The following is an 18,735-nucleotide window of genomic DNA, read 5'->3' as shown; positions in this document are numbered from 1 at the left end:
GGGTTTGCTTGATACAGCGGATCACTCAAGGGCCGAGATATCGGTCTTGAAGTAGCGCTGTTGAATCTTCTGGTAGGTGCCGTCGTCACGCAGCGCTTGCAGCGCCACGTTCAAACGCTCACGCAGGGCGTCGTTGCCCTTGCGCACGCCAGCGCCGACGCCTTCACCGAACAACGGATCGAGGGGCGCCACACCCTTGCTGGCGAGCATGGAGTTTTCCGGCTGGTCGAGCAGCGGTTCGACCACCAACTGGTCGCCGAGCATGATGTCGATACGGCCGCTGCGCAGGTCGGAGAGGATGTCGTCCTGATCGTTGTAGTAACGAATGGTCGAGGTCGCGCCGTAGTACTTCTTGACGAACGCCGAGTGAGTGGTCGAGCCCTGCACGCCGATGATCTTGCCCTTCAGGCCTTCCGGGGTGGCTTCCAGCGGCAGCGCGCTTTCGCCGATCCACAGGGCGCGAGTGAAGAAATACGGCTGGGTGAAATCGATCACCTGCTGGCGCTCGGGGGTGATCGACAGCGAGTTGAGGACCACGTCCACCTGCTGCGATTTAAGGGCTGGAATCAGACCGTCCCAGGACATTTCATTGAGGGTGCAATCGGCCTGCATACGTGCACAGACGGCGGTGATCATCTCCGGCTCGAAACCGCTCCAGTCGCCCTTGCCGCTCTTGAACGAGAACGGCGGATAGGGTTCCAGGGCGATGCCGAACACCAGTTTGTCAGCGGCCACGGCGCTGCTCGCGATAGCGGCCAGGACGCAGGCTTGCAGGGTAACCAACAGAGTTTTTTTCATGCAGGGGTGCCTCTTTCAGGTTGTTGTTATCGAGGTTGAAAAAACCGGCGCGATTACCCGCGGTTATCCTGGGCCATCACAAACTGCCGGCAGCGCTCGCTGCGCGGATCCAGCAACACCTGCTGCGGCGTCCCCTCTTCCTCGACCCGTCCCTGGTGCAGGTAAATCACCTTGCTCGACACGTCACGGGCGAAAGCCATTTCGTGGGTCACCAGGATCATGGTCCGGCCTTCTTCGGCGATGCCCTGGATCACTCGCAACACTTCGCCCACCAGCTCAGGATCGAGGGCCGAGGTCGGCTCGTCGAACAGCATCACTTGCGGACGCATGGCCAGGGCGCGGGCAATCGCCACGCGCTGTTGCTGGCCGCCGGAAAGGAACGCCGGATAGACATTGCGCTTGTCGATCAGGCCGACTTTTTCCAGCAAGTGTTCGGCATGGGCGGTGGCCTCTTTGCGGTCCTCACCGAGCACATACACCGGTGCTTCGATGACGTTCTCCAGCACCGTGCGATGGGGCCACAGGTTGAAACTCTGGAACACCATGCTCAGCCGCGTGCGCAGGCGCTCGACCTGACGCGGGTCGGCGACCTGCGCCTCGCCGTGGCGCCCGGTCTTCAGCTTTACCTGTTCACCATTGATCCGCAGGCTGCCGCTGCAGGGGATTTCCAGCAGGTTGATGCAACGCAGCAAAGTACTTTTGCCCGAGCCGCTGGAGCCGATCAGCGAGACCACCTCGCCCTCTTTGGCGCGCATCGAAATGCCCTTGAGCACGTGGTGATCGGCGTAGCTTTTATGCAGGTCGTCGATGGCGACGACGGCGGTGTCCGCCTCGGGCTGCGGGATGTTGACGTTGGTCAGTGCTTGCACGTCTGGTTCCTCGAATTCTTGTTGTTTCGGTACGCAGGGCTGACGCTGGGATCACTCGTCCTCGCGCGCCGGGATCCACCATTCCTCACCGCGCACGGTGCTGATGTACTCCGGCCAGCGGAAACGGTGCGGAGCCTGGAAGTCGCTGGGCAGCAACGGTGCCTGCCAGTGTTCGCCGCCGATGCCACCGCCGGTGCGCTGGTCGAATTCGGCCTTGGCGGCGGCCAGCAGATCCTCGTTGCAGAACAGATCGAGCAACGTGGTGGCGATGGTTTTCGAGGCGACGTCGATCATTGGGTCGATGGTCTGCGCAATGCCGCCGAGGGCATTCGAGACCCAGTCCGGGTAGACGTGACCGGCCGGCGCAGCAAGCATCGGCCGCGCCACCAGCAAGCGCACGGTCGGGCAATGCCAGGTGTATTCCGGGTAGTCGTCGGAGGTCAGGTATTTCTGCCAGGCCGGCATTTGCAGGCGCATCTGCCGTTCGCACTCCTGCGGATCGATCAGTTGTTCGATGGCTGGCAGAAAGGGTTCGGCCATCGGTTCCAGGCCCAGGTTGACCTGGATTTCCCGGGCGATTTCACAGGCTTCCAGCCCCCACTGCGGCGCGCCGATGGCGGCCAGATTGTCGTAGGTGGACTGGGCCAGGACGTGGTTGGCCAGGCCGCCACGGGACTTGCAGACCCAGGTCTTTTTCCACTGGCAACCGGTGGCCATCGCCGCAGCGGCGGCGTTGTTGTCCATCACCGAAGAAATGGTCTCGGCCTGCTCGATCGAGTCGCAGCGCAGCAGGTACTGGATCTGCGACAAGTGTGGCGGCAGGTTGTCGGCCGTGGCCTGGCCGGCGGTGAGGATGGCTTCGTTGTAGCTCCACAGCCCGGTGAACGGCAGGGTCGAACGGCGCAGGCTTTCGTTGAGGTTGTAGAAGTGCATCAGCGCATCGTTGGCCCCCGGCGCGCGGGCGGCCAGGTGATTCTGCGGGATCGGGCTGTAGCGGTCGGCGGCGATCCAGTTCTCCGGGTCTTCGCAGGTGAAGCTATAGATGTAGGCGTAGGCGATCCCGCAATGGGTGTCCCAGGTGGTGGTGTTGTTCAGCGGCAGCATGTAGGTCGGGTGGAAGCTGATCGCCGCGTCGAGGTTGTCGTAGTAACCCTTGGCGGCGTGGACCGGCTTCGACGCCCGAAGTTTTTCCGCCGGCTCGCCGAAGAAGCGGATGGTGCCCTGGATACCGAATTCGAGCATCGCCGCCTTGGCCGCCAGCACCCCGCCGAGGGCACTGATGCCCAGCGCCGAATGCGGGTCGGTATGACCCGGGGCGAAGCGTGACAGGCCATCGCGCGGCATTTTGCGGGTGGTCGCGGCCTGGCAGTTGCCGGGCACCGCGTCGTATTCGGCGTAGGTCGCCAGCACCGGACCGTCGCCATTGCTGAAGGTGGCGCAGAAGGCCGTCGGCATGCCGCCGCTGCCTTCTTCAACGGTGAAACCTTCCTTGCGCAGCCGTTCGACGTACCAGGCGCAGGATTTGTATTCACGAAACGCCGGCTCCGCGTAGTGCCAGATAATCTGGTGCCAGTCGGACAATTGCTGGCGGTGCTGGTCGATCCATTTGCGGGCAAATCTTTTCTGCAATTCCATGCGACTTTTTCCCAAGGGTTCGGCGGAGGCTGCTCAGGCAGACAGGAAGGCGGCGGCGTCGAGTTCCAGCAGCACCGGCTGACGGGTGTCGACGAGACCCGCGAGCACTTCACGCAACTGCTCGCGGCTGCTGATCGACAGGTGCTGCACGTGGCAGGACTTGGCCAGCGCTGCGAAGTCCGGTGGCAGGATGTCGACGCCCAATGGCGGGATATCGCGCGCGGTCATGTAGTCGCGAATCTCGGCGTAGCAGTGGTTGTTCCACAGCACCACGATCACCCCGGCCTGGGCTTCACGGGCGGCGATCAGTTCGGCACTGGAGAACTGCACGCCACCGTCGCCAACCACCGCCAGCACCGGACGCTCCGGCATCGCCAATTTGGCGCCAATCGCCGCCGGCAAGCCGTAGCCGAGGGTGCCGAAACCGGTGCCGGCGTTGAACCAGCTATTGGCTTGCGGCGCCCGGTAGCCGAGTGCGCCCTGATACACCGGCTGCGTCGAGTCGCCGACCACAATCGGCGCCGGCAGGCTGTCGCGCAGGGTGTCGAGCATCTGCTGCATGACGTTCTGTTTGTGGCTCCAACTGCTGCGCTCGGCGGCATTGGTGCGGGCTACGCTGAGGCTCGGCCAGTCGCTGACCTGAGTGTCGGACAGGCCATTCAACAGCGCTTGCAAGCCCAGTCCGGCATCGCCCAGCAGGCCAACGTCGGCACGGGTGGCGCCGAGGATTTGCAGCGGATCGATGTCCAGGCGAATCAGCGGCGCGTTCAACGCCAATGGCCCGAGGCCGAAAAAGTCGTAGTCGGTTTCACCCAGCTCGGTGCCCACCGCGAGGACCACATCGGCTTCGCCGAACAGTGCCCGGCCGTGTGCCGACGATTGCACACCGTCGAGCAACAAAGGGTGTTCCGGCGCCAGCAAGCCACGGGCATTGGTGGTCAGCGCGACGGGGGCCTGCAGACGCTCGGCCAGTGCCTGCAACGCCTGGCCCGCACGCCGCGCACCGCCACCGGCGAGGATCAGCGGCTTGCGTGCCGCTGCCAGCAATTGCAACGCCGCGTCGATGTTCGCGGCGGCCGGCGCCGGGGCTTGCGGCAAGTTGCGTGGACGCAAATCGAGACCATCGGCCGGCATCTCGAGTACGTCGAGAGGAATTTCGATGTGCACCGGACGTGGACGCGCGCAGTTGAACAACGCGAAGGCACGGGCCAGCACTTCCGGCAGCTCCTGCGGCCGCTGCAGGGTATGGCTGAAGGCGCAGACCCCGGCGACTACTGCACGTTGATCGGGCATTTCGTGCAGGTAGCCATGACCCAGGCGCTGATGCTCGCGGCGGCTGGTGGTGGAGATCACCAGCATCGGGATCGAGTCGGCGTAGGCCTGGCCCATGGCGGTGAGAATGTTGGTCATGCCAGGGCCGGTGATGATGAAGCACACCCCCGGTTTGCCGCTGGCGCGGGCATAGCCGTCGGCCATGAAACCGGCGCCCTGCTCATGGCGTGGGCTGATGTGGCGCAGCGAACTGCCGTGCAGTCCGCGATACAGTTCGACGGTGTGCACGCCGGGAATGCCGAACACCGACTCCACACCGTAGCCTTCGAGTAACTGGACGAGCGCCTGGGCACAGCTGGTCATGCGAGCACCTCTTTATTCTTATGATGAGGCAGGCGTATCCCTGCCTGTTTCGAGGGCTCTAGTATTGGTGACAAAACAATTACATCAATCGAAATAAATTTGCGCCTTTGTCCAATTTAATTGAACAAAAGCTACCCCTCACGCAGGGGCGAAAGGATCATCTGGCTCACCAGTGACGGGCAAATTATTCGATTGTGGGGGGCGTGAACTTTCATAAAGATGCAACGCTCGACCTGACAAGGAGCGCCCCATGCGCGTGCACCATCACCCCTTGCTGACCCGCACGCCCTGCACCCGGCGTGAATTGATCAGCCTGCATTACGGTCAGGCCGGTGGCGCCGGCAAGGTCTACCTGCAAGCCAGCCTGCACGCCGACGAACTGCCAGGCATGCTGGCGTTGCATCACTTGCGGCAACTGCTCGACGCCGCCGAGTCGCGTGGTGAGATCCTCGGCGAAATCGTCCTGGTGCCGATCGCCAATCCGATCGGCCTGGAACAGACCCTGATGCACGACGCCATGGGCCGTTTCGATTTCAACAGTGGCGAGAACTTCAACCGGCGATACCCGGACCTGGCCTCGATGATCGTCGAAAGCATCAACGACGAGTTGGGCAGCGATGCGCTGGAGAACCGCCGGATCATTCGCCAGGCGATGGTCGAAGCCCTGCAATGCCTGCAGCCGGGCAGCGAAATCGACTCCCTGCGCCAGGCACAACTACTGCTGGCGGTGGATGCCGATTTTGTCCTCGACCTGCATTGCGATGCCCAGGCAGTAGTCCATCTGTACGGCGAGACGCCCTACCGGGACGAGCTCGCCCCCCTCGCCCGCTACATCGGCGCCCAGGCCACGTTGCTGGCTAGCGGGACCGGCGCCGGATCATTCGACGAAGCCTGCGGCCAGCCCTGGTGGCGATTGGCGCAACACTTTGAAGGCCGCTTCCCGATACCGTCCGGCTGCGTGGCTGCCACCGTCGAACTGCGTGGCGAAGCGCAAGTAGAGCATCCACTGGCCCGCCACGACGCCGCCGCGCTCTACGCCTTCCTGCAACACCGAGGAATCCTCGCCGGGACTGCGCCGCCGCTACCGGCCCTGCTCCACCCCATCACCCCCTTCGACGGCTCCCTGACCCTGCGCGCCCCGTGCGCCGGGCTGGTGGTGTTCCTGCACAGCCCGGGCGCCTGGATCGAGCGCGATCAACCGGTGGTCCACCTCATTGACCCCATCAGCGGTACGACCCAGGTGGTGTGTAGCACCACGAGTGGGGTGATGTACATGCGCAGCGCCATCCGCTTTGCCGCAGCGGGAGTGGAGTTGTGCAAGGTGGCGGGGGCGGTGCCGTTGGCGGGTGGGGTGGTGGTTTCAGCGTGAAGCCAAAAAATATTGAGTCACTACGAGTCTTCTGTGGATACGAGCCGGGCGGCGATCCGAATGCCCACTGGAGAAACGTCGCGCGTTTGAGACCTTCGCGAGCAAGCTCGCTCTACAAGGATGAGTAGGCCTTAGCTACGCTGGCAGGCCACGAAGATTAAAAAGCGCACAACGAAAAAGCCCCCGCGCTTTTCAGCGACGGGGGCTTTTTCTGTGTAATGGCGGAGAGATAGGGATTCGAACCCTAGGTACCGGTGAAGGTACAACGGATTTCGAATCCGTCCCATTCGGCCACTCTGGCATCTCTCCAACGGCGCGAATCATAACAGCACGGTCACCGAAAGCAAGCCCTCTGGTGAATTTTTTTCCGTGCTATCAGATGCTTGCGTCGATTACAGCGGTACGCCAAGGCGGTTGGCGACTTCTTCGTAGGCTTCGATGACGTCACCCAGGCCCTGACGGAAGCGGTCCTTGTCCATCTTCTTGCCGGTGGCCTTGTCCCACAGGCGGCAGCCGTCCGGGCTGAATTCGTCGCCGAGGACGATGGAGCCGTCGTGGAATACGCCGAATTCAAGTTTGAAGTCGACCAGCAGCAGGCCGGCGTCGTCGAACAGTTTGCTCAGGACTTCATTGACCTTGAGCGACAGTTCTTTCATGCGCACCAGTTGCTCGGCAGTGCCCCAACCGAACGCCACAACGTGGGATTCGTTGATGAACGGGTCGCCCTTGGCGTCGTCCTTGAGGAACAGTTCGAAGGTGTAAGGGTTGAGCTTCATGCCCTCCTCCACACCCAGGCGCTTGACCAGGCTGCCGGCGGCGTAGTTACGCACGACGCATTCAACCGGGATCATGTCCAGCTTTTTGACCAGGCACTCGTTGTCGCCCAGCAGTTTGTCGAATTGGGTCGGTACGCCGGCCGCTTCGAGTTTCTGCATGATGAAGGCGTTGAACTTGTTGTTCACCATGCCTTTGCGATCGAGTTGTTCGATGCGCTTGCCGTCGAACGCCGAAGTGTCGTTGCGAAACAGCAGGATCAAGCGGTTGGCGTCGTCGGTCTGGTAAACCGACTTGGCTTTGCCGCGGTAGAGTTCTTCACGTTTTTCCATGATGGGCTCCGCTTGCTAAGTAGATGGGCTAGGCGATGTGTCGCCAGTCGAGCCCTGAATCTTGATCGGCCAGTTGCAGCCAGTCCGGGTCGCACCCGAGGGTGTCGACAAAACATTGCCGGGCCAGCTGCGGCAGGTTGTTCTTGCTGCTCAGATGGGCCAGTACCAGGTGTTGCAGGTCTTTCCAGCCCAACTCGGACACCAGGAATGCCGCCTGGTGGTTGTTCAAATGTCCCAGTTCGCCACCCACCCGCTGCTTGAGAAAGGTCGGGTAGTGACCACGCGCCAGGCGGTCTCGGCAATGGTTGGACTCGATCATCAACGCATCGAGGTCCTTGTAGCCGTCCAGCACGGTCGCGCAATACGAACCCAGGTCGGTGAGCAGGCCAAACCGCCGCGTGCCGTCACTGAAGACGTATTGCGTCGGTTCCCGTGCATCATGGGCCACGGCGATCACGCCGATGCTCAGCCCGCCGATCTGCAACTGTTCACCTCCAGCCACGAACCCTGCCGGTTCTACCGGCTTGCGCATCCCGCGCAAGGTGCCACGGCTGAGGTAAACGGGAATATTGTAGCGCCGAGACAGCAAACCCACGCCATGCACGTGGTCGGCATGTTCGTGGGTTACCAGTATCGCGCTCAGCTGCGTCGGGCATACACCCAGGCGCAGCAGGCGTTTTTCGGTTTCCCGCAGGGAGAAACCACAATCGACCAGGACACAGGTGTCGTCACTGGCTATCAGCGTGCCGTTCCCTTGGCTACCGCTGCCGAGAACGGCAAAACGCATTCGATCAGCCCAGGTTGTCCTGAATCACGCCCAACACTTTGCGCGCCACTTCAGCCGGCGCCACGGTGTTGATGTCTTTTTCCACGGTGACCTGGACGTTCTCGCCGACCTTGCTCAGGCGTACCTGATAACGCTCGGCGCGCGCCTCGACTTCTTCCTTGGCTGGAGAGCTGCCGAACAGGCTCGCGAAGAAGCCAGGCTTCTCGTTTTTCTTCTCGGCTTTTTCCGCCAGGTTGATGTAGTAGAGGCCCAGGCTGCGGTTGATGTCTTCAACGCGCCACTCACCCTGCTCCAGCGCACGGCCAACGCTCGACCAGGCGCGGTCGAGGTCGTTGCCGACGTTGAGCACCGGGTTGCCGCTGCCGTCTTCGATCAGGCTGACGCGGCTTGGAGTGTCGAAATCACGCGAGGCGAGCATCGAGACCGACCCGCCCTTCTCGGAGATGCGGCTCATGCTGGCCAGCATGTCGTCGACCAGCGCGGCATCGAGACCGGTATTGACCGAGCGATTGGTGAATGCGACGTCATCCGTGCTGCCAGCAGGACGCTCGGCGCTGACGACGTAGACTTCACTGGTGTTGCGCTGCACGCCAGGCTCGACGCGTACCCGTACTCGGGTCTCGGCATCAGCCGCGACGCCAGCACTGGCCAGGCGCTTGGCCATTGCCGCCGACAGCTCGTCGGAACGCTGCCAGGTGGTGGTGAACTCGCCCGTTTGCGGACGCTGCTGATCCAGGCGGAAACCGTTGTCCTGGAAGAACTGTACGGCTACCGGCCAGACTTCAGCCGGTGGACGTTGAGCCATCAGCCAGCGCGAGTCGCCGCTTTTTTGCAGGCTGTAGTCACTGGCTTCGGCAACGGCGGACAAGGGTTGCGGACGCGGCACGACGTACTCACCCTTGGCGGTGTCGTCGGCCACGTTGCGCGGGATCGGCAGCAGTGGATCCAGACGTTTGGAGGTCTGGATGTCCGGCGGCAGTTGCATCGGTGCAGTCTGTTGCGCTTCGAGGTAGTCGCTACCACGGTCACGGAAATAACCTTCCGGGCCCCAGACCCATCCACAGCCACTGGTGCTGGAGATAATCAAGGCAAGTGCGGAAAGTCCGGCCAGTCGCTTCATGCGTATTACTTCCTCAATTAAACCAATACTTCGCACTGGCGCAGGGCCGAGCGAAGCGTTTCATGACAAGGAGCGCTCAACCAGGTCAAAGGCAGGCGAATGCCTTCGTGCATCAGGCCCATTTCGACCAGAGCCCACTTCACCGGAATCGGGTTGGCTTCGATGAACAGGTCCTTGTGCAGCGGCATGAGTTTTTCGTTGATGGCACGCGCGGTCTCGGCGTCGCCCTTGAGTGCGGCTTCGCAAAGGTCGGCCATTTCTCGCGGTGCGACGTTGGCGGTCACGGAAATGTTGCCCTTGCCGCCCAGCAGGATCAGCTCGACAGCGGTCGGATCATCGCCGGACAGCACGATGAAGTCCGGGCTCACGCCATCGAGGATGGCCTTGGCGCGTTTCAGGTCGCCAGTGGCTTCCTTGATGCCGATGATGTTCGGCACGCTGGACAGGCGGATCACGGTCTCGGCCTGCATGTCGCAGGAGGTGCGGCCGGGAACGTTGTAGAGAATCTGCGGGATGTCGACGGCTTCGGCGATGTGCTTGAAGTGCTGGTACAGGCCTTCCTGGGTCGGCTTGTTGTAGTACGGGACTACCAGCAGGCAGGCATCGGCGCCGGCTTCCTTGGCGTTGCGGGTCAATTCGACGGCTTCGCGGGTCGAGTTGGCGCCGGTGCCGGCGATCACCGGGATGCGCCCGGCAACCTGCTTGACCACGGCCTTGATGACGGCAATATGTTCTTCGACGTCAAGGGTGGCCGACTCGCCAGTCGTGCCGACGGCGACGATGGCGTGGGTGCCGTTATTGAGGTGGAAGTCTACGAGTTTGCTGAGGCTGTCCCAGTCAAGACGCCCTTGTGCATCCATGGGAGTGACCAGTGCCACCATACTGCCCGCAATCATGCAAACGCTCCTGCCGGAAAAAGAGAGCGGTAATGGTACTGGCGCCAAGATGCTTGTACAAGCGAAGTACTGCGCTCATGCCATTCCCCTTGGCGCCGCTTTTCGCTACCCTTCAGACTTTGATCCGTACCGACCGCCTCGCGCGCCGGGTTCACGCCTCCATTTTCGGCCTCACAAGCCCCGTTCCTGCGTTGCCACGCCGCCGAACCTGCCTTGCGCAAGCTCGAAGCAACCCTTTGGTCCGGACCTTGTAGATTTCGCATCCGGACGCCTGACCGACGTGCAAGCCTGTCCAGGTACCGACCGCTCATCGCTTTAGGAATGCTGCATGTCCACCCCCACAGTTCGCGAACAATTCCTTGTCATCAGTGCCCTTGGCGCCAACCCCATGGAGCTGACTAACGTCCTGTGCCGCGCCAGCCATGAAAACCGCTGCGCCGTGGTCACTTCCCGGCTGACGCGCCATGGCGCGTGCAGCGCACTGGTCCTCGAGATTTCCGGCTCCTGGGACGCCTTGGCGCGCCTGGAGACCAGCCTGCCGAGCCTGGCCAAGAAACATGCGTTCACCGTCAATGTGGTGCGCAGCGCGGCCCTGGAAAACCGCCCGCAAGCCCTGCCTTACGTGGCGTACGTCAGCGCCGCCTATCGCTCGGACATCGTCAATGAACTGTGCCAGTTCTTCATTGACCACAACGTCGAGTTGGAAAACCTGACCTGCGACACCTACCAGGCGCCACAGACCGGCGGCACCATGCTCAACGCCACGTTTACCGTAACCCTGCCGGCCGGCGTGCAAATCAGTTGGCTGCGTGACCAGTTCCTCGATTTCGCCGACGCGCTGAACCTGGATGCCCTGATCGAACCGTGGCGTCCACAGAACCCAATGTAAGGAGGCTTGCCATGACCGTTGCCATCGACCAGGCGGTTGCCGACTTCACGGCACCCGCCACCAGCGGACAGACCGTGAACCTCGCCGCCCTCAAGGGCAAGCAGGTAGTCATCTACTTCTACCCCAAGGACAGCACGCCGGGCTGCACCACCGAGGGCCAGGGTTTTCGCGACCTGTACCCGCAGTTCGCGACTGCCAACACTGAAGTGTTCGGCGTCTCGCGTGACAGCCTGAAGTCCCACGAGAACTTCAAGTGCAAGCAGGAATTCCCCTTCGAGCTGATCAGCGACAAGGACGAAGCCCTTTGCCAGCTGTTCGATGTGATCAAGCTGAAGAAACTGTATGGCAAGGAATACATGGGCGTTGATCGCAGCACCTTCCTGATCGACAAGGACGGTGTGCTGCGTCAGGAATGGCGTGGGGTTAAGGTGCCGGGGCATGTTGATGCTGTGTTGGCGGCGGCTCAGGCGTTGAATCAGGGCTGAGCTTTGTAGCGTCTGGAATGACGCCATCGCGAGCAGGCTCGCTCCCACAGGGGATTGCGTATCTGTGGGAGCGAGCCTGCTCGCGAAGAGGCCGGTAAGGCCAACGCTACAACAACGGCGCCACCACCGGCTCCTTACGCGGCCAGGCATCCAGAACGGCCTTGAACAGGGTCGCCAGCGGGATCGCAAAGAACACGCCCCAGAACCCCCACAACCCGCCGAACAGCAGTACCGCACAGATGATTGCCACCGGGTGCAGGTTCACCGCCTCGGAGAACAGCAACGGCACCAGCACGTTGCCATCCAGGGTCTGGATGATCCCGTAGACCGCCATCAGGTAGATGAACTGATCGCTCCAACCCCACTGAAACAGGGCTATCAGCGCCACCGGCACGGTCACCACCACCGCGCCGACATAGGGCACCACCACCGACACCCCCACCAGCAACGCCAGCAGCGCTGAGTAGTTGAGCCCCATGGTGATGAAGCCGATGTAGGTCACTCCGCCGCAAATCGCCATTTCCATGACCTTGCCGCGAATGTAATTGGCGATCTGCCGGTTCATTTCCTGGCCGACCCGGGTGATCAGCGCGCGCTCGCGAGGCAGGTAGCCGCGCACCCACTGGCCGATCATGGCCCGGTCCTTGAGGAAGAAGAACACCAGGATCGGTACCAGCACCAGGTAGATCATGATGTTGACCAGCAGCGGCAGGCTGGACAGCGAAAACGTCAGCGCCCACTGCACGAATTTGCCGATTTCCGCGCGCGCCACTTCGATCGCCCGCAGCACCTGTTCATCCGAGACCAGGTGCGGATAGCGCTCGGGCAGCAGCAACAGCAGCGATTGCCATTTGGCGAGCATCCCCGGCAACTCGTTGAACAGGGCGATGAGCTGATGCCAAAGCAACGGGACCACCACCACGATGAACAGCAGCAACAGGCCCATGAACAAGGCGAACACCAGGCCGACGGCCACGGCGCCCGGCAGTCGCAGGCGCTCCAGGGTGCTCACCAGACCCTGCATCAGGTAGGCCAGGACCATCCCCGCCAACACCGGCGCGAGCATGCCGCCCAGGGTGAGCACGGCGGTGAACGCCAGAACCAACAGAACGGCCAGCACCACCGCTTCTTCATCGGAGAAGTAGCGCTGGATCCAGTCGCGTAGCACTTTAAACATCAATCTTCCTTAATCGGAGGGTTCGTCAGTCAGGCTTTTTTCAGCCAGTAGCGGTAGACGCCAGCATCATCTTCTTCGCGCAGCAGGGTATGACCGGCCAGACGGGCAAAGGTGCGAAAGTCGCGCTGCGAGCCGGCATCGGTGGCAATCACCTTGAGCACTGCGCCGCTGGCCAGGCCATTGAGCGCCATCTTGGCCTTGAGCAGTGGCAAGGGACAGTTGAGCCCGCTGGCATCCAGCTCGGCATCATGGGCTACAGCGTCGGTCATTGCGTCACTCCGGTCAGGTGATTGAGCCGCCTAGAATATCTGGTCCCAAGCCAAGTGTCCGGCTACAGTAAGCTCTTTGTCGACTAAGGCTTCGTGCATGACTTTTCTGCGCCCTACCCTGCTGACGCTGGCTTGCCTGCTTGCCTCACCGGGCTTCGCCGACGACCTGCCGTCACTCGGCGACGCCAGTTCTGCCATTGTCTCCCCTCAGCAAGAGCACGACCTGGGCCGCGCCTGGCTGGCCATGCTGCGCAGCCAGGTGTCGCAACTCAATGACCCACAGCTGAAAAACTACGTCGAGACCAGTGTCTATCGCCTGGTGGAGACCAGCCAGCTCAACGACCGACGCCTTGAGTTCATCCTGATCAACAGCCCGCAACTCAACGCCTTCGCCGCGCCTGGCGGGATTGTCGGGGTCAACGGCGGACTGTTTCTCAACGCCCAGACCGAAGGCGAATATGCCTCGGTTCTGGCCCACGAATTGGCTCACTTGTCGCAACGCCACTTCGCCCGTGGCGTGGAGGCCCAGCAACGCATGCAGGTGCCCATGATGGCCGCGCTGCTGGCCGGGATCATCGTCGCCGCCGCCGGTGGCGGTGATGCCGGTATCGCCGCGATTGCCGGCACCCAGGCCGCGGCGATCCAGGAACAGCGCCGCTTCTCCCGGCAGAACGAGCAGGAGGCCGACCGCATAGGCATCCTCAACCTGCAGAAAGCCGGCTACGACCCGCGCTCGATGCCGAGCATGTTCGAGCGCCTGTCGCGTCAGTATCGCTTCGACGCCAAGCCGCCGGAATTCCTCCTGACTCACCCGGTCACCGAATCGCGGATCGCCGACACCCGCAACCGCGCCGAACAGGCGCCCGCCGGTGGCAAAGAAGACACTCAGACTTATCAACTGATTCGCGCGCGCGTGCAGTTGTACTACGAAGAAACCTCTGGGCTGGCGGCCAAGCGCTTTCGTGCACAGCTGGATGACAACCCGAAAAATGACGTAGCGCGTTATGGCCTGGCGATCGCCCAGATCAAGGGCAGCCAGTTCAATGATGCACGCGAGACGCTCAAGCCACTGTTGGCCAAGGCGCCCAATGAAGTCATCTATAACCTGGCACAGATCGAGTTGGACATGGACAGCAATCGCCTGGCCGATGCCCAGAGCCGGGTCGAGCGGATGATTGCGCAGTACCCCGGCAACTACCCGCTGAACCAGGCCCGCGTCGATCTGATGCTCAAGCAGAACCGCCCCGCCGACGCGGAAAAAGCCCTGGAAGCCCTGCTCAAGAGCCGTCCGGACGATCCGGATGTCTGGTATCAGGTCGCCGAGACCCGTGGCCAGTCCGGCAACATCATTGGCCTGCATCAGGCCCGTGCCGAGTACTTCGCGCTAGTGGGCGACTACCGTCAGGCCATCCAGCAACTGGACTTCGCCAAACGCCGCGCCAGCGGCAACTTCCCGCTGTCGTCACGGATTGATGCGCGCCAGCGCGAGCTGATGGAGCAAGAGCGGATGATCAAGGACATGATGGGGTGAGGCTGAGGGTCTCATCGCTGGCAAGCCAGCGCCTACAGGTCCGGAGTCATTCACAATCCTGTAGGAGCCAGCCTGCTAGCGATGAAATTGACGCGGTGTTGCCGATGGCCCCACCGCGTCAGCACCACACAATTACGCCATCTGAATGATGGTCTGCATGATGGTGCTTTGCGTCGAGATGGTCTTGGCGTTTGCCTGGTAGTTGCTCTGGCCCTTGATCAGGTCCACCAGCTCACTGGTCAGGTTGACGTTGGAGTCTTCCAGCGAGTTCGACACCACCGACCCCAGGGTGCCGGTCTGGCCTGCGTCGTAGGCGGCGAAGCCGGACAGGTAGGTCTCCTTCCAACTGGTACCGCCCACTGCCTGCAAGCCTTGCTCGTTGTTGAAGCTGGCCAGGGTGACTTGGCCGATCGCTTTGGACTTGCTGTTGCTGAAGTTGGCGAACAGGGTGCCGGTGCCGTCGATGGTCAGGTTGGTGATCTGGCCGGTGGCGTAGCCGTCCTGGGTCGGCAGGTTGCGGATGGTTGCCGAGTTGTACTGGGTGGTGCTGGCCAGGTTGTTGCTGATGCCGGTGGCGTTGCCCACCGCACCGTTGGCGGTCCACACGCCATCCTTGACCGTGCCCGGAGTCCAGACGCCCGCGCCCATGACAATCGAATTGCCGCTAACGGTGTACGGGGTGCCAGTGGCTGGCGCGGTGATATTCAGCAGCTTGCCGTCGGAACCGAAGTTCATGGTCATGGCGGCCTGGTTGCTCGCGGTCACCGGGTTCACGCCGGCCGGTACGAAGGCTTGGCCATCCGGGTTGCGACCATCCACCAGGGTGTAGGTTTGCCAGGTGTTGGCACCGGTCTTGACCACGTACTGGTCCATGTTGTGCTGATTACCCTGGCTGTCGTAGACCGGCGTGGTAAACATGTCGGTGTAGGTGTCGATTTTGCTCGGGTCGAACGGGGTCACCGCCGGGTCGATGTTCGGCTTGCCGGAGTTAAGGTTGATGCTCGAAGAGATATTGCCAGTGGTTTTCGGCTCAAGGTTCGACTGGTCGATTTTCAGGTCGCCGATCACATCCTTGAGGATCTTGCCATTGGCATCCACCGCGTAGCCTTGCAGGCGCGCAGTACCGGAGCTGTTGGTGATGAAACCGTCTTTGTCGACGTTGAAGGTACCGGCACGGGTATAGGTCAGCGAGCCGCTGTCGTTGAGCACGAAGAAACCCGAACCCTGGATCGCCATGTCCAGCACGTTGCCGGTGTTGGTCACGTCGCCCTGGCGGAACTGCTGGGACACGTTGGCCAGGCTCACGCCGCTGCCGATGGTCTTGTTGCCGGTTCCCAGCTTGGTCGCCGAGTACACGTCTTCGAACTCCACCCGGGAGGATTTGAAGCCAGTGGTGGCGACGTTGGCGATGTTGTTGCCAGTAACGTCCAGTTGTTTGTTGGCCGCATAGAGGCCGCTAAGGCCGATATTGAAAGACATGTTCCACTCCTTTGTGCCGCGCTAGCCGGCTCTATAGACCAATGGTTTGTACTTTGGACAGGGCAATCGAACCCATATTGGCGAGGTTGAGCATCATCTCGCCGCCGGTCTGGCTCAGGGTCACGCTGTTGACGGTCGCCGGCAGGTAGGTGATCAGGTCGGTCGCCTTATCGTCGATCGGCGCGCTGGCCTTGAAGGTGTAGGTACCCGGGTCAACTTTTTCGCCCGCAGTATTGGTGCCATCCCAAACAAAGCTCGCGTTGCCTTGCGCCTGGCTGCCCAGATCGATGGTTTTCACGGTCTTGCCGTCCTTGTCAGTGACGGTCACGGTGGAGCTGGCCACGGAGGTCGGGACCACCACCGAACCGGTCATGCTCTTTGTGGTGTCGACATAGGCGGAACCGGTCTGCACCACCACTGAGCGCCCGACCAGCGACGAGGCCTGCAAGGCTTGCGAGGACTTGAACGAACCGGAGATGTTATTCACCGAGGTGTTCAAGGTGGTGATGCCCTCCAGACTGCTGAACTGCGCCAACTGCGCGACGAACGCGCTGTTGTCCTGCGGATCGAGCGGGTTCTGGTTCTTCAGCTGGGTCACCAGCAATTGCAGGAACGCGTCCTTGCCCAGCTCGTTCTTGCCGGTCGTGCTTTTAGTCGCTGCCGCCAGGCCATCACTGCTGGTGTTGGTGACCGTCTTCGAGGAATTCGCAAGAATGTCCTTGAGGCTCAGGCCACTGGTGGTATCGGTAACACTCATCTGAGCTGCCTCTTATCACTGACCGAGGGTCAGGACCTTCTGCATCATGGTTTTGGCGGTGTTCATCATTTCCGCGTTGGTCTGGAACGAACGGCTGGCGGAAATCATGTCGGCCATTTCCTCGACCACGTTGACGTTCGGGTAGTAGACATAACCCTTGGCGTCGGCAGCCGGATGGTTCGGCTCGTAGCGCGCTTCGAGGTTGCTCTGGTCCTCGACCACGCCGAGCACCTGCACGCCCTGACCCGCCGCGTCCTGATTCTGGAACAGCGAATCGCCGCCACCGGACTGGCCGCCCTGGAACATGGTGGCGAACACCGGGTGGCGCGCGCGGTAGGTCTGGTCGATGCTCGAGGACACTGTTTCGGCGTTGGCGATGTTACTGGCCACGGTGTTCAGGCGAGTGGTCTGCGCGCTCATGCCACTGCCGGCAATGTTGAAAACGCTGGACAGGGACATGGATTACTCTCCGCGCAGGGCCGAGATCAGCCCTTTGAATTTACTGTTGAGCAGCGTGAAGCTGGCCTGGAAGTTCACCGAGTTTTCCGCGTAGCTGGATTGCTCCAACTGTGCGTCGACGGTGTTCTGGTCGATCGAAGGTTGCATCGGCGTGCGATACAGCAACGACTCGTCGCCACTGCTCATGCCCTGGGCTTCGATATGACGGCTGTTGGTCATGTTCAAGGCGAAGGTGCCGTTGTTGGTCTTTTCCGCCTGTGCCGCCAGCACGGACGCAAAGTCCAGGTCCCGAGCCTTGTAGTTCGGGGTGTCGGCGTTGGCAATGTTGTTGGCCAGGACTTCGGCACGCTGGGCGCGGAAGCTCAGGGCCTGTTCGTGGATACCGAGCGCTTTGTCGAAGCTGATGCTCATGGCGCAAACCTTCAGGTGACCAGATTTTTCGTATCTGGATCTTTAGCAAGCGCCGTGCCAGCTCGCCAGCCCCCGTAAACAGGGGGCCCGGCAAGTAGCGGCAAGGCGGCAATGCCAGAAAAGCGGCAAGCGCTTTCCGGCGCCCGCCGCTTTTCTGCCGCTTGTGAAGGGCTGAATCACCGGACAGAAAAAAGGGAGCCGCTGAGGGCTCCCGTCTTTTCACTTCGCCTGGTAGATGATCCCCGGGCTGCACTGGACCATCTGGTAATGATCCGGCAGGCCGTTCAGCGCTTCCGAAGCGCCAAGGAACAGATAACCGCCCGGCTTGAGCGTGCTGTGGATACGCAGCAGGATGTCCTTCTTCACTTCCGCAGAGAAGTAGATCAGCACGTTGCGGCAAAACACGATGTCGAACTTGCCGAGGCTGGCGTAACTGTCCAGCAGGTTGAACGAGCGGAACTCCACCCGACTCTTGATCGGCGCCTTCACTGCCCAGCGCCCCGGCCCTTTCGGATCGAAGTAGCGTTGCAGGCGATCAGGTGACAGGCCGCGCCCGATCGCCAGGCTGTCGTATTCGCCGGACTTGCAGTTGGTCAGCATCGTCCCGGACAGGTCGGTGGCAACGATCTGCACCCCCATGCGCAGTTGGCCCATGTTGACTCGCTCGAATTCGTCGATCGCCATCGACAGCGAATAAGGCTCCTGCCCGGACGAACAGGCCGCCGACCAGATGCGCAGACGCTGCCCGGGACTGGCCTTGATCGCCTCGGGCAAGACTTTGTTCTTCAGCACTTCAAACGGATAGGTGTCACGAAACCAGAGGGTTTCGTTGGTCGTCATCGCGTCCACCACCATTTCACGCAAACCGCCGCGTGGCTGGGTCTGGATGCGCTGGACCAACTCGCCCAACGACTTGATGCCCTGCTGTTCCATCAGTTTGTTGAGACGGCTCGAGACCAGATACTGTTTATTCTCACCGAGCAAAATGCCACAGGCTTTTTCCAGGAAAACCCGGAACTGTTCAAAATCCAAATTACCCGTAGACAAGGATACCGCCTCTTAA

Annotated in this window: 19 protein-coding genes and 1 tRNA gene; 4 read left to right on the top strand and 16 right to left on the bottom strand. The window is 61.6% G+C overall.

The annotated features are described in order from the left end of the window. Positions 1 to 21: 21 nt before the first annotated feature. From KW062_RS07770 to KW062_RS07755, 4 genes are read right to left on the bottom strand one after another with little or no spacing between them, the layout of a single operon-like run. The gene (locus KW062_RS07770; RefSeq protein WP_027619247.1) at positions 22 to 798 is read right to left on the bottom strand and encodes a transporter substrate-binding domain-containing protein; all 777 of its coding nucleotides are present in this window, start codon (positions 796 to 798) and stop codon (positions 22 to 24) included. Between the two features lie 53 nt (positions 799 to 851). Next, positions 852 to 1,667, bottom strand: a complete 816-nt coding sequence (locus KW062_RS07765) for an ABC transporter ATP-binding protein (protein WP_305729857.1) — start codon at positions 1,665 to 1,667, stop codon at positions 852 to 854. A gap of 51 nt (positions 1,668 to 1,718) precedes the next feature. Continuing rightward, complete coding sequence (locus KW062_RS07760; protein ID WP_105754299.1) at positions 1,719 to 3,302, bottom strand: peptidase M20; 1,584 nt, start codon at positions 3,300 to 3,302, stop codon at positions 1,719 to 1,721. Between the two features lie 33 nt (positions 3,303 to 3,335). Then, the gene (locus tag KW062_RS07755) at positions 3,336 to 4,937 is read right to left on the bottom strand and encodes a 5-guanidino-2-oxopentanoate decarboxylase (RefSeq protein ID WP_027619250.1); all 1,602 of its coding nucleotides are present in this window, start codon (positions 4,935 to 4,937) and stop codon (positions 3,336 to 3,338) included. Positions 4,938 to 5,187: 250 nt separating this feature from the next. Here KW062_RS07755 and KW062_RS07750 point away from each other — a divergent pair, with 250 nt between their 5' ends. Further along, the gene (locus KW062_RS07750) at positions 5,188 to 6,306 is read left to right on the top strand and encodes a succinylglutamate desuccinylase/aspartoacylase family protein (RefSeq protein WP_218424829.1); all 1,119 of its coding nucleotides are present in this window, start codon (positions 5,188 to 5,190) and stop codon (positions 6,304 to 6,306) included. 219 nt (positions 6,307 to 6,525) lie between these two features. On the opposite strand, the gene KW062_RS07745 is transcribed toward KW062_RS07750, so the two are convergent. The 5 genes from KW062_RS07745 to dapA form a co-directional block, all read right to left on the bottom strand. Beyond that, positions 6,526 to 6,615, bottom strand: a tRNA-Ser gene (locus KW062_RS07745). Between the two features lie 83 nt (positions 6,616 to 6,698). Beyond that, on the bottom strand, positions 6,699 to 7,412 hold the full coding sequence (gene purC, locus KW062_RS07740; protein WP_095171833.1) for a phosphoribosylaminoimidazolesuccinocarboxamide synthase: 714 nt from the start codon (positions 7,410 to 7,412) through the stop codon (positions 6,699 to 6,701). A gap of 28 nt (positions 7,413 to 7,440) precedes the next feature. Beyond that, positions 7,441 to 8,199, bottom strand: a complete 759-nt coding sequence (locus KW062_RS07735) for an MBL fold metallo-hydrolase (RefSeq protein WP_027619253.1) — start codon at positions 8,197 to 8,199, stop codon at positions 7,441 to 7,443. Between the two features lie 4 nt (positions 8,200 to 8,203). Continuing rightward, complete coding sequence (gene bamC / locus KW062_RS07730; RefSeq protein ID WP_027619254.1) at positions 8,204 to 9,319, bottom strand: outer membrane protein assembly factor BamC; 1,116 nt, start codon at positions 9,317 to 9,319, stop codon at positions 8,204 to 8,206. Positions 9,320 to 9,336: 17 nt separating this feature from the next. After that, complete coding sequence (gene dapA, locus KW062_RS07725) at positions 9,337 to 10,215, bottom strand: 4-hydroxy-tetrahydrodipicolinate synthase (protein ID WP_105755995.1); 879 nt, start codon at positions 10,213 to 10,215, stop codon at positions 9,337 to 9,339. 328 nt (positions 10,216 to 10,543) lie between these two features. Between dapA and KW062_RS07720 the strand changes: the two genes are divergently transcribed. Next, positions 10,544 to 11,104: a glycine cleavage system protein R gene (locus tag KW062_RS07720; RefSeq protein WP_027619256.1), complete on the top strand. Its 561-nt coding sequence runs from the start codon at positions 10,544 to 10,546 to the stop codon at positions 11,102 to 11,104. An 11-nt stretch (positions 11,105 to 11,115) separates the two neighbouring features. After that, positions 11,116 to 11,589 carry a peroxiredoxin gene (locus KW062_RS07715; protein WP_105755994.1) on the top strand — a complete coding sequence of 158 codons (474 nt, stop codon included), beginning with the start codon at positions 11,116 to 11,118 and terminating at the stop codon, positions 11,587 to 11,589. A gap of 106 nt (positions 11,590 to 11,695) precedes the next feature. On the opposite strand, the gene KW062_RS07710 is transcribed toward KW062_RS07715, so the two are convergent. Next, the gene (locus KW062_RS07710) at positions 11,696 to 12,766 is read right to left on the bottom strand and encodes an AI-2E family transporter (protein WP_105755993.1); all 1,071 of its coding nucleotides are present in this window, start codon (positions 12,764 to 12,766) and stop codon (positions 11,696 to 11,698) included. A 29-nt stretch (positions 12,767 to 12,795) separates the two neighbouring features. Continuing rightward, entirely contained in the window at positions 12,796 to 13,035 is a 240-nt protein-coding gene (locus KW062_RS07705) for a sulfurtransferase TusA family protein (protein ID WP_027619259.1), read from the bottom strand. A gap of 97 nt (positions 13,036 to 13,132) precedes the next feature. Between KW062_RS07705 and KW062_RS07700 the strand changes: the two genes are divergently transcribed. Then, positions 13,133 to 14,566 carry a M48 family metalloprotease gene (locus KW062_RS07700; protein WP_027619260.1) on the top strand — a complete coding sequence of 478 codons (1,434 nt, stop codon included), beginning with the start codon at positions 13,133 to 13,135 and terminating at the stop codon, positions 14,564 to 14,566. A gap of 132 nt (positions 14,567 to 14,698) precedes the next feature. Here the strand turns inward: KW062_RS07700 and flgE are convergent, their stop codons facing one another. From flgE to cheR, 5 genes are all read right to left on the bottom strand, one after another. Continuing rightward, on the bottom strand, positions 14,699 to 16,045 hold the full coding sequence (gene flgE / locus KW062_RS07695; protein WP_027619261.1) for a flagellar hook protein FlgE: 1,347 nt from the start codon (positions 16,043 to 16,045) through the stop codon (positions 14,699 to 14,701). Positions 16,046 to 16,076: 31 nt separating this feature from the next. After that, positions 16,077 to 16,802: a flagellar hook assembly protein FlgD gene (flgD, locus tag KW062_RS07690; RefSeq protein WP_027619262.1), complete on the bottom strand. Its 726-nt coding sequence runs from the start codon at positions 16,800 to 16,802 to the stop codon at positions 16,077 to 16,079. Positions 16,803 to 16,817: 15 nt separating this feature from the next. After that, the gene (gene flgC / locus KW062_RS07685) at positions 16,818 to 17,261 is read right to left on the bottom strand and encodes a flagellar basal body rod protein FlgC (RefSeq protein ID WP_027619263.1); all 444 of its coding nucleotides are present in this window, start codon (positions 17,259 to 17,261) and stop codon (positions 16,818 to 16,820) included. Positions 17,262 to 17,264: 3 nt separating this feature from the next. After that, positions 17,265 to 17,672 (bottom strand): flagellar basal body rod protein FlgB, encoded by a 408-nt coding sequence (flgB, locus tag KW062_RS07680; RefSeq protein WP_027619264.1) that lies wholly within the window; start codon positions 17,670 to 17,672, stop codon positions 17,265 to 17,267. 219 nt (positions 17,673 to 17,891) lie between these two features. After that, positions 17,892 to 18,719 carry a protein-glutamate O-methyltransferase CheR gene (gene cheR / locus KW062_RS07675; protein WP_027619265.1) on the bottom strand — a complete coding sequence of 276 codons (828 nt, stop codon included), beginning with the start codon at positions 18,717 to 18,719 and terminating at the stop codon, positions 17,892 to 17,894. Positions 18,720 to 18,735 lie beyond the last annotated feature (16 nt).

This window comes from Pseudomonas fluorescens, from assembly GCF_019212185.1.
Taxonomy (GTDB): domain Bacteria; phylum Pseudomonadota; class Gammaproteobacteria; order Pseudomonadales; family Pseudomonadaceae; genus Aquipseudomonas.
The sequence above is the reverse complement of the archived record's forward strand: the minus strand, read 5'-3'. Positions and strand labels throughout refer to the sequence as shown.